Annotated in this window: 12 protein-coding genes; 8 read left to right on the top strand and 4 right to left on the bottom strand. The window is 73.8% G+C overall.

The window, feature by feature from the left end:
• Positions 1–128 precede the first annotated feature (128 nt).
• Both CRP52_RS30215 and CRP52_RS30210 read left to right on the top strand, forming a co-directional pair.
• Positions 129–1,019: an AAA family ATPase gene (locus CRP52_RS30215; RefSeq protein ID WP_097239281.1), complete on the top strand. Its 891-nt coding sequence runs from the start codon at positions 129–131 to the stop codon at positions 1,017–1,019.
• The gene (locus CRP52_RS30210) at positions 1,016–2,506 is read left to right on the top strand and encodes a vWA domain-containing protein (RefSeq protein ID WP_097239280.1); all 1,491 of its coding nucleotides are present in this window, start codon (positions 1,016–1,018) and stop codon (positions 2,504–2,506) included. The genes CRP52_RS30215 and CRP52_RS30210 overlap by 4 nt, the downstream gene beginning before the upstream one ends.
• A 43-nt stretch (positions 2,507–2,549) precedes the next feature.
• Here the strand turns inward: CRP52_RS30210 and CRP52_RS30205 are convergent, their stop codons facing one another.
• Both CRP52_RS30205 and CRP52_RS30200 read right to left on the bottom strand, forming a co-directional pair.
• Complete coding sequence (locus tag CRP52_RS30205; protein ID WP_097239279.1) at positions 2,550–3,530, bottom strand: alpha/beta fold hydrolase; 981 nt, start codon at positions 3,528–3,530, stop codon at positions 2,550–2,552.
• Between the two features lie 169 nt (positions 3,531–3,699).
• Positions 3,700–7,143: a S8 family serine peptidase gene (locus CRP52_RS30200; protein WP_257032927.1), complete on the bottom strand. Its 3,444-nt coding sequence runs from the start codon at positions 7,141–7,143 to the stop codon at positions 3,700–3,702.
• Here CRP52_RS30200 and CRP52_RS38580 point away from each other — a divergent pair.
• Positions 7,142–7,309 carry a hypothetical protein gene (locus CRP52_RS38580; RefSeq protein WP_179852629.1) on the top strand — a complete coding sequence of 56 codons (168 nt, stop codon included), beginning with the start codon at positions 7,142–7,144 and terminating at the stop codon, positions 7,307–7,309. The genes CRP52_RS30200 and CRP52_RS38580 overlap by 2 nt on opposite strands.
• A gap of 234 nt (positions 7,310–7,543) precedes the next feature.
• Here the strand turns inward: CRP52_RS38580 and CRP52_RS30195 are convergent, their stop codons facing one another.
• The gene (locus tag CRP52_RS30195; RefSeq protein ID WP_097239277.1) at positions 7,544–8,395 is read right to left on the bottom strand and encodes a siderophore-interacting protein; all 852 of its coding nucleotides are present in this window, start codon (positions 8,393–8,395) and stop codon (positions 7,544–7,546) included.
• 82 nt (positions 8,396–8,477) lie between these two features.
• On the opposite strand from CRP52_RS30195, the gene CRP52_RS30190 reads away from it, so the two are divergent.
• Entirely contained in the window at positions 8,478–9,311 is an 834-nt protein-coding gene (locus tag CRP52_RS30190; RefSeq protein WP_097239276.1) for a TetR/AcrR family transcriptional regulator, read from the top strand.
• Between the two features lie 269 nt (positions 9,312–9,580).
• Positions 9,581–11,368, top strand: coding sequence for a S8 family peptidase (locus tag CRP52_RS30185; RefSeq protein ID WP_441349067.1), 1,788 nt, complete (start codon positions 9,581–9,583; stop codon positions 11,366–11,368).
• 57 nt (positions 11,369–11,425) lie between these two features.
• Here CRP52_RS30185 and CRP52_RS30180 read toward each other — a convergent pair whose 3' ends face one another.
• The gene (locus tag CRP52_RS30180) at positions 11,426–11,623 is read right to left on the bottom strand and encodes a hypothetical protein (protein WP_097239275.1); all 198 of its coding nucleotides are present in this window, start codon (positions 11,621–11,623) and stop codon (positions 11,426–11,428) included.
• Between the two features lie 150 nt (positions 11,624–11,773).
• On the opposite strand from CRP52_RS30180, the gene CRP52_RS30175 reads away from it, so the two are divergent.
• From CRP52_RS30175 to CRP52_RS30165, 3 genes are all read left to right on the top strand, one after another.
• On the top strand, positions 11,774–13,156 hold the full coding sequence (locus tag CRP52_RS30175; protein ID WP_373560536.1) for a D-alanyl-D-alanine carboxypeptidase family protein: 1,383 nt from the start codon (positions 11,774–11,776) through the stop codon (positions 13,154–13,156).
• An 84-nt stretch (positions 13,157–13,240) separates the two neighbouring features.
• The gene (locus CRP52_RS30170; protein ID WP_097239274.1) at positions 13,241–13,651 is read left to right on the top strand and encodes a PPOX class F420-dependent oxidoreductase; all 411 of its coding nucleotides are present in this window, start codon (positions 13,241–13,243) and stop codon (positions 13,649–13,651) included.
• A gap of 74 nt (positions 13,652–13,725) precedes the next feature.
• Entirely contained in the window at positions 13,726–14,124 is a 399-nt protein-coding gene (locus CRP52_RS30165) for an NTP pyrophosphohydrolase (protein ID WP_097239273.1), read from the top strand.
• The last annotated feature ends 327 nt before the right edge of the window (positions 14,125–14,451 follow it).

Raw genomic sequence — 14,451 nt, 5'->3', positions numbered from 1 at the left:
GCACCGGCACAACGCCGTACGCCGCTCCCCCGTGCCCACCGACGCCGCCGCCACCCCCGAGACACCGAAGTGACCGGCCGGTAGGGTGGCGCCGCACGGACACGGCGACGCGGAGACGGGGCAGGCGGATGACCAGCGGCAGCAACGGGAACGGCGACGGCACGGGCTTCTTCACCTCGGTCACGGACGCCGCCGAACGGCTCGCCGCCACCGGCTACCTCGCCTCCACCGCCGTGGCCACCACCGTCTTCCTCGCCGACCGGCTCGGCAAGCCGCTGCTCGTCGAGGGCCCCGCCGGCGTCGGCAAGACCGAACTCGCCAAGGCCCTGGCCGAGATCGGCCGCGCCCGGCTGGTCCGCCTCCAGTGCTACGAGGGCATCGACGAGGCCCGCGCGCTCTACGAGTGGAACCACGCCAAGCAGTTGCTGCGGATCACCGCCGGCCGCGACCAGGGCTGGGAGGAGGCCCGCACCGACATCTTCGGCGAGGAGTTCCTGCTCACCCGCCCGCTGCTCACCGCCATCCGCGGCGAGGAGCCGACGGTGCTGCTCATCGACGAGATGGACAAGGCCGACGTGGAGGTGGAGGCGCTGCTCCTGGAGGTGCTCAGCGACTTCCAGGTCACCGTCCCAGAACTCGGCACCATCACCGCGACCCGCCGGCCCCTCGTCCTGCTCACCTCCAACGCCACCCGCGAACTCTCCGAGGCCCTGCGCCGCCGCTGCCTCTTCCTCCATCTCGACTACCCGGAGGCCGAGTTGGAGCGCCGGATCGTCCGGCTCAAGGTGCCCGGCCTGGACGACGCCCTCGCCGAGTCGGTGGTCCGGATCGTCGGCGCGCTGCGCGCGATGGACCTGCGCAAGGCCCCGTCCGTCGCCGAGACCATCGACTGGGCACGCACCCTGCTGGCCCTCGGCGCCGACACCCTGGACGAGGCGGTCGTCCGCGACACCCTCGGGGTGATCCTCAAGCACCAGGACGACGTCCGCCAGGCCGCCCACAGGCTGACCCTCGCATGACCGCCCGGGCCTCCGCCGACACCGCGGCCCCCAACGACACCCGCGCCCGCGCCGACACCGCGGCCCGCCTCACCGGTCTGGTCCGCGCCCTGCGCGGGCACGGCCTGCGGATCGGCCCGGCCGAGACGGTGGACGCCGCCGCCGTCCTGGACGTCCTCGGCTTCACCGACCGCGAACAGGTGCGGGCCGGCCTGGCCGCCGCCCTGCTGCGCTCCGACGGACAGCGGACCGTCTTCGACGCGACCTTCGACCTGTTCTTCCCGCTCGGCGTCGGCACCCCCGAAGCCGTCCGCGCCGACCCGCCGCCGGTCCCCGACGACCCCGAGCCACCGCGCTTCGGCCGCCCGGACCCGCTCCGCGACGACCTGCGCGACCGCCTCGCCGCCGCCCTCGCCGCCGACGACCGCGCCGCCCAGGCCCGGCTGGCCGGCGAGGTGGTGGAGGCCTTCGGCCGCTACGGCACGGGCAGCACGCCCGGCTCCGACGGCTGGTCCGCCCAGCAGGCGCTCGGCCGGCTCTCCCCGGAGACCCTGCTCGCCCGGATCCTGGCCACCCTGCGCGAACGTCCCGGCACCGCGGACGGCGCCGAGCGCGACCTCTTCGACCGCGACCTCTCCGACCGCGTCCTCGCCGACGAGATCCGCCGCCGCATCCGCGACTTCCGCGCCCTCGTCGCCGGCGAGGCCCGCCGCCGGGTCGCCGAACTGCGCGGCCCCGAGCGGATCGCCGAACGCGCCGTCGCCCCCACCCCCGACCGGATCGACTTCCTCTACGCCGGCCGCGACCAGCTCGCCGAACTGCGCCGCACCGTCCACCCGCTGGCGCGCAAGCTCGCCACCCGCCTGGCCGCCCGTCGCCGCCGCGCCGCCCGCGGGCAGATCGACCTGCGCCGCACCCTGCGCCGCTCGCTCACCACCGGCGGGGTCCCGCTGCGCCCGGCGTACCGGCTGCGCCGCCCCGCCAGGCCGGAGCTGGTGCTGCTGTGCGACGTCTCCGGCTCGGTGGCGGGCTTCGCCGACTTCACCATGCTGCTGGTCCAGGCGATGAGCGAACAGTTCAGCAAGGTCCGGGTGTTCGCCTTCGTCAACCGCACCGCCGAGGTCACCGACCTGCTCCGCCACGGCGACGACCCCGCCCGCCTGGCCGCCCGGATCCTCAGCGAGGCCAAGGTCATGGGCTACCACGGCAACAGCGACTACGGCTCCGCCCTGGGCGACTTCGCCGACCACCACCTGGACGCCGTCGGCCCCCGCACCTGTGTCCTGATCCTCGGCGACGCCCGCACCAACCACCGCGACCCCAACCTGGACGCCCTGCGCCGGATCGACGTCCGGGCCCGCCGGGTCTTCTGGCTCAACCCCGAACAGCCCGCGCTCTGGCCCACCGGCGACTCCGCCGCCCTCGCCTACGCCGGCGTCGTCGAGATGCACCCCTGCCGCAACGCCCACCGCCTCGGCGAGCTGATCACCCGCCTCCTGCCGGTGTAGCCCCCGGGCGGCCGGAGCGCCGGCCGCCCGAGGAACCCGGCTGTCAGTCCAGCGACTTCAGGAAGCCCAGCAACGCCTCGTTGACCTCGGCCGGCCGCTCCTGCTGCGTCCAGTGCCCGGTGTCCGGCAGCCGGACGTGCCCGCGCAGCTTCGGCAGCCGGCCCAGCAGGTGGGTCAGCACCTCGGGCGGCACGATCGCGTTCACCAGGTCCTGCTCGCCCACGATGAACAGCGCCGGCACCTCGACCGTCAACCCGGTGAAGGCGGCCAGCAGTTCGGCGTTGCGGTCGAGGTTGCGGTACCAGTTCAGCCCACCGGTGAAGGCGCGCTCGCCGTGCCTGTCGTACTCGGCCGTGAAGGCGTCGAGGTCGGCGTCGGTGAGCCAGTCCGGCAGCCGCTCCGGCTCCGGGATGGTGTCCAGCAGCTTCCCGCCCGCGGGGACGATCCACGGCCGCGGCACACCGTCCGGCTGCTTGCCGGACAGGATCCGGCGCAGGCTGGACTTCACGTCGGCGGCCAGCTCGGCATCCGCGCGGCCGGGCTCCTGGAAGTAGATCTGGTAGAAGCCCTCGCCGAAGGCCGCCCGGGCGGCCTGCAGCGGCGGCGGCCCGCCGACCGGCAGCGGCGGCACGCTCAGCCCGGCGACGCCGCGCACCAGGTCGGGGCGCAGCGCGGCGGTGGCCCAGGCGACCGGGGCGCCCCAGTCGTGGCCGATCACGACCGCCTGCTCCTCGCCCAGCGCGCGGATCAGCGCGGTCACGTCGCCGACCAGGTGCAGCAGGCTGTACGCGTCCACATTCTCGGGCTGCTCGCTGCGGGCGTAGCCGCGCTGGTCGGGCGCCACCACCCGGTACCCGGCCGCGGCCAGCGGCGCGAACTGGTGCCGCCAGGAGTACCAGCTCTCCGGGAAGCCGTGCAGCAGCAGGACCAGCGGCCCCTCCCCCTGCTCGGCGAGGTGCAGCCGCACCCCGTTCACCTCGATCTCGCTGTGCTTGATCGCCTCGTACGCCACGGAACTCCCCATTCGGTAAGGAACATCGGCAAGGAACACACGTCCGTATCCGTACGTGCCCAGCCGACCGGCCCCGGAACCCCGGGGCGCGCGGGCCGTCCGGCCCGTCCGGCCCGTGAAGCAGCCGAGGCCGCCCCGGGAATCCGGGACGGCCTCGGCCTCACAGCGTACTGACGGGTCGTCAGTTCACCGTGTAGCTGTACGGGATCGCCGCGAGCACCGAACCGGTGGTGCCCAGGACGTTGTTGGCGGTGGCCACCCCGGTCGGGCCGGACACCAGGTACAGCACGCCCTTGACCGTGCTGCCCTTCGGGCCGGTCGGGGTCAGCGTGACCTGCAGCGAGCCGGTGGCGCCGGGGGCGACGGTCACCGGGTTGGCGGCCTGGGCCGAGGCGTTCACCGAGGCGGCGTACGGGTCACCGGTGCTGGAGGCCAGCGCCGGGTCGAAGGCCTGGGTGTGGGCGGTCGCCGTGATGGTGGTGGTGCCGGTCGGGGCGCCGCCGTTGCCGAACGGGCCGATCTGCTGGACGAAGGTGCTCCAGTTGCCCGGGACGATCGGCTGCTCGGCGGTGCCGTTGTCGGTCACCACCGAGACGGCGGAGCCGTTCTGGGCCTTCTTCAGGTCACCGAACAGGTCCGGCGAGCCGGTGGTGCCGCTGATCTCGATCTGGGCCGGCGTCGAGGACGCCGCGACGGCCTTGAGCTGGTCGGTGCCCGGCGGCACCAGGAAGCCCGGCACCGAGGAGCTGAGGCTCAGCGGCAGGTTGAGCGTGGCCGAGGTGCCCTGCGGCACCAGCGGCACGTCCACCCGGCGGTCGAGGCGGCCGTCGGCCGCGATCTTCTGGGTGGCGACGGTGTTGTTGGTGTAGTTCACCTGGACGGTGACCGGCTTGCCGGCCGCCAGCTTGGTGTGCGCGTCGTTCGGCAGGCCGGCCGCGGTGGCCTGGTTCTGGTTGAACGCGACGGTGCCGGTGAAGTCCTGGGCGAGCTGCTGGCCGCTGACCGGGCCGAGCACGTTCAGGACGAACCGCCAGCGGCCGGCGGCCGGGTTGACGGTGGTGGCGGAGACGCCGGCCGCGGAGCCGGTCAGGTTGCCCTGGGCGTCGAACAGGCCGTTGCCCTCGATGTCGATCGGGGTGCCGTTCGGGCTGATCAGCGCGCCCTGCATGAGCAGGTTGGAGTCCTTGCCGACGGTGACGCCGACCCGCAGGTCCTTCTGGCCCTTCGGGACGTCGAAGCCGTAGGTGAAGCTCTGCGTCGGCGAGGCGCTGCGGCCGTTGCCACCGGTGATGGTGCCGGTGAAGGTGCCCTTGTCCTGGGTGACCGGGACGAGGCTGCGCAGCACGACCGGGACGCTGGTGGTGTTGCCGTTCGAGCTGGAGACGACGATCGCCTCGCTGGAGTCACCGCTGGTCGCCGGGGTGGTCAGCTGGACCTTGAGGGTCTTGGTCTGACCGGGCTGCAGCTCGGTGCTGCTCGGGCTGACGGCGCCCGCCGGCACCGCGCGCTGGGTGGCGGTGCCCAGCTGGACCGGGCCGGTGAAGCCCTTGCCCGCCGGGGTGTAGAGGACCGCGGTCCACTCGCCGGCCACCGGGTGCGGGACGTCGACCAGGCCGAAGTCGGCCGGGGTGGCGCCGCCCTGCGGACGGGTGTTGGTCTCGAAGCGGCCCGACGGGTCGAGCAGCGTCATGCGGACCACCGGGCCGTTGGTGACCGGGTTGGGCGCACCGTGCCAGGCGATCGAGGCCGCCAGGCGGTCGGCGCCGGCCGGCACCGTGAACTTGACCTGCTTCTGCACCCAGTCCGTGCCGTTGGTGGCGTACTTGAAGGTGTCCTTCGAGGACGCGTCCAGCTGGACGGTCTGCTGGTTGCTGGACTGCGGGGCGAAGTTGCGGGTCGCGGCGCTCACCGTCTGCGGCTCGTCACTGGTGTTGGTGACGGAGACGTCGGTGGTGTGGGTCGAGCCGGGGGCGCCGGCGATGTCGACCTGGCCGGTGTTGACCACGACGGTCCGGGCGCCCTCGGTGCCGTCGCCGTCGTCGTAGCCGCGGGCGGCCTCGACGGCGGCCCGGACGTTCAGCAGGCCGGCGCCCTGCTCCTCGGCCGGGACGCCGAGGTCGCTGGCGGTGCCGGTGAGGAACTTCTTCACCAACGCCGGGGTGGGCGAGTCGCCGCCGTGGGTGTCGCGGTAGGCCTGGATGACCAGGGCCGCGGCGCCGGTGACGAACGGGGCGGCCTGGCTGGTGCCGCCGAAGGACTGGATCCCCGAGGGCTGGCCGTTGTAGCCGGTGCACTCGGTGTACTTGGTGACGTCGGGGGTGCACAGCGCCCAGTCCGACTCGCCCGGCGCGACCAGGTCGACCGTGCGGCCGGCTTGGGTGAAGCCGCCCGAGGACAGCGCGGAGATGCGGCTGTTGTTCCAGGCCTTGTTGGAGAACTGGGAGGCCGCGTAACCGGTCTGCTGGTAGTTCTGGTTGTCGGTGGAGGCGCCGACCGAGATCACGTACGGGTCGGTCGACGGCGTGCCGATGGTGCCGCTGATGCCGGCGTCGCCGGAGGAGACGGCGACGGTGACACCGGCCTTGACGGCCTGCTCGTTGAAGAGCGAGATGGTGTCGTGCGCGCCGCTGTCCGGGGTGACGTTGCCGCCGAAGGACTCGTTCAGGACGTCCACGTGGGCGACCCGCACCGCGTAGTCGATCGACTGCAGGATCGACGAGTTGGACATCAGCTCGCCGCCGGCCTTCAGGGCGACCAGGTCGGCGTCCGGGGCGAGGCCGCGGATGCGGATGTTGCAGCCGGCCGGGAGCGGGTGCGAGGCGTTGACGAACTTCGAGACGTCGTAGGTCTGGCGGCCCTGGGCGATGACCGCCGAGGCGTCGCCGAAGGCCTCGGCCGCGCCGGTCGGCGCGTCCCAGCCGTCGCCTGCGAAGTCCTTGTAGTCGACCACGGCGTGCGAGCCGTCGGCCCGGATGAAGTCCGGGTTGTTGGGGTCGAGGCCGTCCGCGATGTAGGCGACCTTGACGCCCTTGCCGGTCGCCAGGTTCTCCACGCCGGGGTTGCCGTTGCCGGTGTAGGCCCGGACCGAGTACAGGCCCTCCGGCTCCAGCAGGGGCTTGCTCGGGTCGGAGGGGCAGACCGTGTTGGTCGCGTTCTCCTCGGCGCCCTGGCCGTTGCTGCCCGTAACGGCCTGCGCGGTGGCGGCCTTGGGCGCCTTCGCGCCGGAGGCGGCCGCGGTGTCGGCGGCGTCCTTGGCGGTCTTGGCCTTGCCGGCGGAGGCCGGGGCGACCTGGACCTGGGTGTCGGCCACCACGGAGGAGACGGCCGGGTCGGCCTGCAGCTGGGCGCGCAGGGCGGGGCTGACCGTGGCCGAGAAGGCGTTGCCGACCACGAAGCTCTTGATGTTGGTGCCGCCACCGGCCTTGACCTTGTTCAGCAGCGGCGCCTGGGAGTCGGCGGTCTTCTGCTGGCGGGCGCCCAGGTGGCCGTGGTCGGCCGGGGCGTCCGCTATCTGGTCCTTCAGGATCACGATCACCGGCACCGGGGTCCCGTCCGCGGACGCCTGGGCGTTCTGCGGGTCCGGGGTCGGGGCTGCATTGGCGCCGGTCCCGAAGCTCAGGACCATGGACGCGGCGGTGACCGTGACGGCAGCTGCTAGCTGGGTTTTCCGCCAGCCGATCATGGACATCCTTTCGTCTGATGAATGGCTGACGCAATCCAACGCACCTGAACGCGATCACGACAAGGGGGTAAATCCCCATCAGAAAGTAAAGTTGACCATCACTCAGTAAAATTCACGGCGGAAATCGGGCCGAATCCACATCTTTCAGCCGATCGGCCCTGCGCCACCCCGACCGCCCCCGCGCCGGCGATTCCGGTGGCGAACTCCGGACACTGGCGAAAACCCGCCACCGGTCGGCCGCTTTGTCGACACCACGACATTCCCTTCCCTCGTCGTCGCCGTCGGAAACGAGGTCCCGCGCCAGAAACGGGGCCCGCACGGGAAACGAGGCCCCGCGCCGGGTTCAGTACCCGGCCACCCGCTCCTGAGCGTCCGCCAGGTCCTCGGCGGTCGGCGCATCGTCCTGGGTCAGCCGGTGACGCCAGTACCCGGTGAAGTCGACGGAAGGCTTCGGCACCCCACGCTCCTCGACCAGGTGGCGGCGCAGCGCCCGGACCGCGCCGGCCTCCCCGGCCAGCCAGGCGAACGGCGTGCCGGCCGGCAGCTCGGCGGCCCGCACCGCCCCGACCAGCGCCGCCCCGGGGGCGGCGCCGTCCCGGTGCAGCCAGTGCACGGCGAGCTCGGCGCGGCTCTCCAGCGGCTGCCGCTCCGCCTCGTCCGCGACCTCGACGTACGCGAGCGCCCGCACCCCGGCGGGCAGCGCCCCGACCAGCGTGGCGAGCGCGGGCAGCGCCGTCTCGTCCCCGGCCAGCAGCACCCAGTCGGCCGCCGCGGCGGCCTCGGCGAACGGGACGGGCGGGGCGTACAGCGCCGAGGGGCCGACCATCCCGAGCCGGTCCCCCGGTGCGGCGCGCAGCGCCCAGGTGGCGGCCGGCCCGGTGTCGCCGTGCAGCACGAAATCGATCTCGACCAGCCGGGTGCCGGGGCGCCGGCGGCGCAGGGTGAAGCTGCGCATCAGGGGCCGCTCGGCTTCGGGGATCGCCAGGTAGGCCCGGTACCAGCCCATCGGGTCGTCCTGCACCGCGGGCAGCACCGGCTCGGCCTGCCCGGGGCGCGGGAAGCAGAGCTTGAGCTGCTGGTCGGGCGCGCTGCCGACGGTGTCGGCCAGTGCCTCGGCCGCGAAGGTGATCCGGGCGGTGCGCGGAGTGATCCGGCGCGTCTCCACGACCTCGACGAAGGTGACGGGCAGTGTCATCGCGAAACCCCTTCGATTGGTAACCTTACGGCATAAAGAGTTGCCGTGGGGGCGATACTTTACGCCATAAGGAGATGCCGGGATGACCGTCTACGCCGGACAGGGCGACGCCCGCCGCTCGCTCGCCCTGCTGTGGGGCGCACCCGAGGAACCGCGCACCGGGCGCAGTGGCCCCAAACCGGGCCTGAGTGTGGACGCGATCGTCTCCGCCGGAATCGCGGTGGCCGACAGCGAGGGCATGGACGCGCTGTCGATGCGGGCCGTGGGCGAACGACTCGGCCGCACCGCCATGGCGCTCTACACGTACGTCCCGGGCAAGGCCGAGCTGCTCGACCTGATGCACGACCGCGCCCTCGCCGAACTCGCCGAACCACCCGTCGAATCGCCCGTCGGACCGCCCGTCGGACCGCCCACGGAACCGCCCGCCGGACCGGTCGCGCCCGAGGAGTGGCGGGCGGCCGTCACCGCCTGGGCCGAGGCCCTGTACGCCTGCTACCTGCGCCACCCCTGGGTGCTCCGGATCTCGCAGGCCCGCCCCGTCCTCGGCCCGGCCGAACTCGCCGCGATGGAGACCCTGTTGCGCGCCCTGCAGCCCGCCGGGCTGGACCCGCAGCGGCTGCGCGGCGCGGTCACCGCGCTCTGGCAGTTCGTCCGCGGCCTGGCCGCCACCGCCGCCGAGACCAGCGCCGCGGCCGCCGCCACCGGCGTCTCCGACGAGGACTGGTGGATCGCCCGATCCACCCGACTGGCCGAGCTGGCACCGGACTTCGCGTCGCGCTTCCCGCTGCTCACCGGCCTGCAGGGCGCCACCGGCGGCGCCACCGAGACCGGCCGGCGGGAGGCGTTCCGCACCGGCCTCGCCGTCCTGCTCGACGGCGTGGCGGCGACGGCGGCCGCTCCGCCCGCCTCCGCCTGACCGGCGGCTGAGCCTGACGCGCGTCAGTCGGACCGGCGGGCCTTCCGGCGGCGCAGCGCGAGAGTGGGCCGGGGCGCGCGGAAACGAAACTGTAACGCTTGCGTGAAAAGTCGTCAGGCGTAAAGCCTTCCCCAAGCCCCGGTCTATCTGGCATGTTTCCTTCAATTCCCGTGCGATCCCCGCGCTCCCCCTCTCGCACGGACCGAATCGGAGGACACGTGTCACCCCTGATATCCCGGCGGCTCGGCCGCCCGGCCGCGGCGCTCGCCGTGCTCTCGGCCATGGCGCTCGCCATCCCCACGGCGTCGGCGACCGCCGCTCCCACGACCACCACCCCCACCGTCCCCGGCGGCGTCTCGGCGCCCGCCGCCCCGGCGGCTGCCGCTGCCGCTCCGGCCGCGGGCAGCGCGGCCGGGTGGACGGCCGGCACCCGGGCCTACCTGGTGATCAGCGCCCCCGCCGACGTCGCCGCCGCCAAGGCCGCCGTGGCCGCGAAGGGCGGTACGGTCTTCGCCAGTTACGACGCGATCGGTGTCGTCGTCGCCCACTCGACCGCCACCGGGTTCGCCGCCGCGCTGCGGACCGTCGCCGGCATCCAGCAGGTGGGAGCGACCCGCACCTCCGACGTGCCGGCCGACGCCTACAGCCCGGCCCTGCCGGCCAATCCCGCGCAGGCGGCCACCACGCTCACCGAGTCCAACCGCTGGGACATGACCCAGATCAAGGCCGACCAGGCCTGGAACGTGACCACCGGCTCCCCGTCCGTCAAGGTCGGCGTGCTCGACACCGGCGTGGACGACCAGCACCAGGACCTCGCGCCGAACTTCGACGCCGCCGACTCGGTCTCCTGCGCGTACGGCAAGCCCGACACCCGCAGCGGCGCCTGGCGCGACGTGGACACCCACGGCACCCACGTCGCCGGCACCATAGCGGCCGCGAAGAACGGCAAGGGCGTCATCGGCGTCGCGCCGGGCGTGAAGATCGCCTCGGTCCGGATCGCCGAGCCGACCAGCACCCTCTTCTACCCCGAGAACACGGTCTGCGGCTTCGTCTGGGCCGGCGACCACGGCTTCAAGGTCACCAACAACAGCTACTACACCGACCCCTGGCAGTTCAACTGCCCGGACGACCTCGACCAGGCGGCCATCATCGAGGGCGTCAAGCGCGCCCAGGAGTACGCCGAGGGCAAGGGCTCGCTGCAGGTCGCCGCGGCCGGCAACGCCGACTACGACCTGGCGAACAAGACCACCGACACCGAGAGCCCGGACGACTCCACCAAGGTCACCCGGACCATCGGCAACGCCTGCCTCGACATCCCCACCGAACTGCCCGGCGTGGTGACCGTCGCCGCCACGGGCAGCGGCAGCGGCAAGGCCTCCTACTCCAACTTCGGCCGGGGCGTCATCGACGTCGCGGCGCCCGGCGGCGACGGCGCGACCGGCGTCTACTCGACCCTGCCCGGCGGCAAGTACGGGACCAAGAGCGGCACTTCGATGGCCTCCCCGCACGTCACCGGGGTGGCCGCGCTGATCGCGAGCACCGACCCGACGCTCACCCCGGCCGACATCCGGGCCCGCCTGGCGGCCCAGGCCAACGACCTGGCCTGCCCCGCCTCGGACAGCCGCTGCACCGGCACCACCGCCGTCAACTCCTTCTTCGGCGAGGGCCAGGTCGACGCGCTGAAGGCGGTCGGCGGCGCCACCCCGCCCACCGGGAAGTACTTCGAGAACCTCACGGACGTGGCGATCCCCGACAACACCACGGTGGAGAGCCCGATCACCGTCACCGGCGTCACCGGCAACGCGCCCGCGACGCTCAAGGTCGGCGTGGACATCAAGCACACCTACCGCGGTGACCTGGTCCTCTCCCTCGTCGCCCCCGACGGCACGGTCTACCTCCTGGAGGACTTTCCGAACAACGACAGCACCGACAACGTCGCCAAGACCTACACCGTCAACGCCGGCGCGAGCGCGGCCAACGGCACCTGGAAGCTCCGGGTGAAGGACGGTGCCTCCGGCGACACCGGCACGATCGACGCCTGGAACCTCACCTTCTGACCCCGCCGCACCACCCCGCCGCACCACTCCGTCGATCCCCGCCGTCGATCCCCGCCGTCAGCCCCGCCGGGCGGCGGGGATCGCCAGCAGGACGCCGAGCACCAGCAGGGTGGCGTACCCGACGGTCTCGTGGCCGTCCGGCACCAGGAGACGGACGAAGCCGAACAGCCGGAAGCCCCCGAGCCAACCGGAGAGCAGGCCGGAGGCGCCGCCGAGGATCAGGACGAAACCGAGGTAGCCGAGCAGCGTCTTCATACCCCCGAGCCTAGGAATCCGCCACCGCCCGGACATCCGACTTTCGGCGCGACCGGGCACCACCAAAGTCGTGCCCGAGGACGGGCCCCCGCGGCACCGGACGGAGTAGCAGGCACGGCGGCCCGGCGGCCGCCCGGGTACGTTCGCCGTGTGCCTCCCAAGCGCGTGCAGCAGAAGTCCCCGTACGTCACCAGGGCCGCGGCCGGCGCCGCCGCCACGGCGCTGGTGCTCGCCGTCGGCACCCCGATCGCCCTCGCGGCCCTCGAACAGGACGCCGCCGGCCCGGTCGGCGGGGAGCGGCTGGCCCGCCCGGACGTCCAGGTCGCGCCCCTGCCCGGGGCCCCCGCCCTGCCCTCCGCACTGTCCGGCCGCTCCTGGCTGGTCGCCGACGCCACCACCGGCGAGGTGCTCGCCGCCCGCAACGCCCATCTGCAACTGCCCCCGGCCAGCACCCTGAAGATGCTGTTCGCGGACACCGTCATGCCCAAGTTCGACCGCTCGCTGGAGCACCAGGTCACCCCGGCCGAGCTCGCCAACCTCGGCGCGGGCAGCAGCCTGGTCGGCGTCAAGGAGAACCTGCCGTACCGGGTCGAGGACCTGTGGCGGGGCGTCTTCCTCAGCTCCGGCAACGACGCCGTCCACGTCCTCGCCCACATGAACGGCGGCATCGCCCGGACCGTCGCCGAGATGCAGGCCCGCGCCGGCACCTTGCAGGCCAAGGACACCAAGGTCGTCTCCCCCGACGGCTACGACATGGACGGCCAGGTCTCCTCCGCCTACGACCTCACGCTGTTCGCCCGCGCCGGGCTGCGCAACGCCGACTTCCGCTCCTACTGCGCCACCCGCACCGCGCGCTTCCCCGGCGGGCTGGACCAGCTCACCGGTCAGCGCACCAGCTTCGACATCGCCAACACCGACCGGCTGCTCGGCAAGTACCCGGGCCTGATCGGCGTCAAGAACGGCTACACCACCAACGCGGGCGCCACCTTCACCGGCGCCGCCGAACGCGACGGCCGCACCCTGCTGGTGACGGTGATGCACCCCGAGGCGCAGGGCAAGGTCTACGACGAGGCCGCCAGCCTGCTCGACTGGGGCTTCGCGGCGGCCGGAAAGGTCCAGCCGGTCGGGCAGCTGGTCGAGGACACCGCCCCGCCGGCCTCCGCCGCGGCGTCCTCCTCGGCCTCCGCGAAGGCCTCTTCGGCCCCGGAGGCGGCGGCCGCCTCCCAGCTTCCCCCGTGGGGCCGGCCGCCCGTCGCCAGTGGTGACACCCCGGGCCTCGCCCCGGCCCTCTGGACGGGCGCCGTCCTGGCCACCGCACTCGCCGCCTGGGCCACCGCCCACGCCGGCGCCCGCCGCCGGGCCGCCGCCGCACCCGCCGTGACCGTCTCCGCCCCCCAGCGTGGCGGTGTGCGCGCCGCGGGCGGCTCCAGCGGCGTCGGCGGCCGCAGCCACCGCCGCCTCGCCCGCCGCGCCCGCGCCCTGGTCCACTCGGCCCGCTCGACCCGCTCCGTACGCACCCGTCAGCACCGCTGACCGGAGCCGGCCGCCGTGGAATCCGGCTGCCCGGGCCGTTTGCGGTGACGGCCGTACCACCGTGAGACCCCTAGAATTCCGCCCATGACCACGCCCGACCCCTCCGCCGCCGACCGGCTCGCCCGGATCGTCCGGCTCTCCTCCGGGAGCTACCTGCTCGTCACCACGTACAAGAAGGACGGCACCGCCGTGCCGACCCCGGTATGGGTGGTCCGGGACGGGGAGGCGCTCGGCATCTGGACCGTCACGGACTCCTGGAAGGTCAAGCGGATCCGCAACCGGGCCGAGGTGCTGGTCGGCCCGTGCGACGTCAAGGGCCGCCCGACCGGCGAGCAGTACCCGGCGACGGCCGAGATCCTCGGCCCCGAGCGCACCGCCGCCTACCGCACGCTGCTGCGCCAGAAGTACGGCCTGATGGGCGTGCTGACGCTGCTCGGCAGCCGGCTGCGGCGCGGCGAGCGCGGCACCGTCGGGATCCGCATCACGCTCAGCTGAGGCTGAGGCCGACGGACGCGGCTGCCCGTCGCCGGTTCGGCTCGGGGCGGCCCGGGGTGGCACGCTTGGCGGTCATGGGAGAGAACGAGGCCGTCCCGCCCCTGCTGGTGGTGGACGGCGCGAACGTGGTCGGCTCGGTGCCGGACGGCTGGTGGCGGGACCGGCGGGGCGCCGCCGAGCGGCTGCGGGACGCGCTGGTCGCCGTCGCCGCCCGGGGCGTGCCGGACCACCCGGGCCCGCTGGAGGTGGTCCTGGTGGTGGAGGGCGCGGCCCGGGGCGTCGCCGGGCTGCCCGAGGTGCGGGTGGTCGAGGCGAGCGGCAGCGGGGACGACCGGATCGTGGAGCTGGTCCGGGCCGCCCGCGCCGACGACCCGGAGCGGGCCTGCCTGGTGGTCACCGCCGACCGCGAACTGCGCGGCCGGGTCGGCGCGTTGGGCGCCGCCGTCACGGGCCCGCGGAGCGTCCGGCGCTGAACCGGGACCGACCGCCCGTCGCGGCCGGCGGCTCGTCGCGGCCGTCCATCCCGGCGCGTGCCGTCACCGCGCCGCCGTCGCGACGATCCTGCGCTTCTTCGTCCGCTGCATGGTCCCCCCATGTCTGTTCACGCGTCCGTGTGTTGCCGCCCCCGTGCCGCTCTTCGACACAGAAAGCACACGAAGCGATCGTGGACGGCGAACCGACGGCACGGGGCGCCGCCCGCGGGATCTCCGACCTCAGAAGGACGTCGGAACGTACGGGAACCAACCGCGCTGCCCGTCCGACTGCTGGTGGGTGAGAGCGAAGTCGCCGGGAGTCCGGCC

The sequence above is a fragment of the Streptomyces sp. 1331.2 genome (genome assembly GCF_900199205.1).
Classification (GTDB): Bacteria; Actinomycetota; Actinomycetes; order Streptomycetales; family Streptomycetaceae; genus Kitasatospora.
This window is presented reverse-complemented; position numbering and strand designations above follow the sequence as displayed.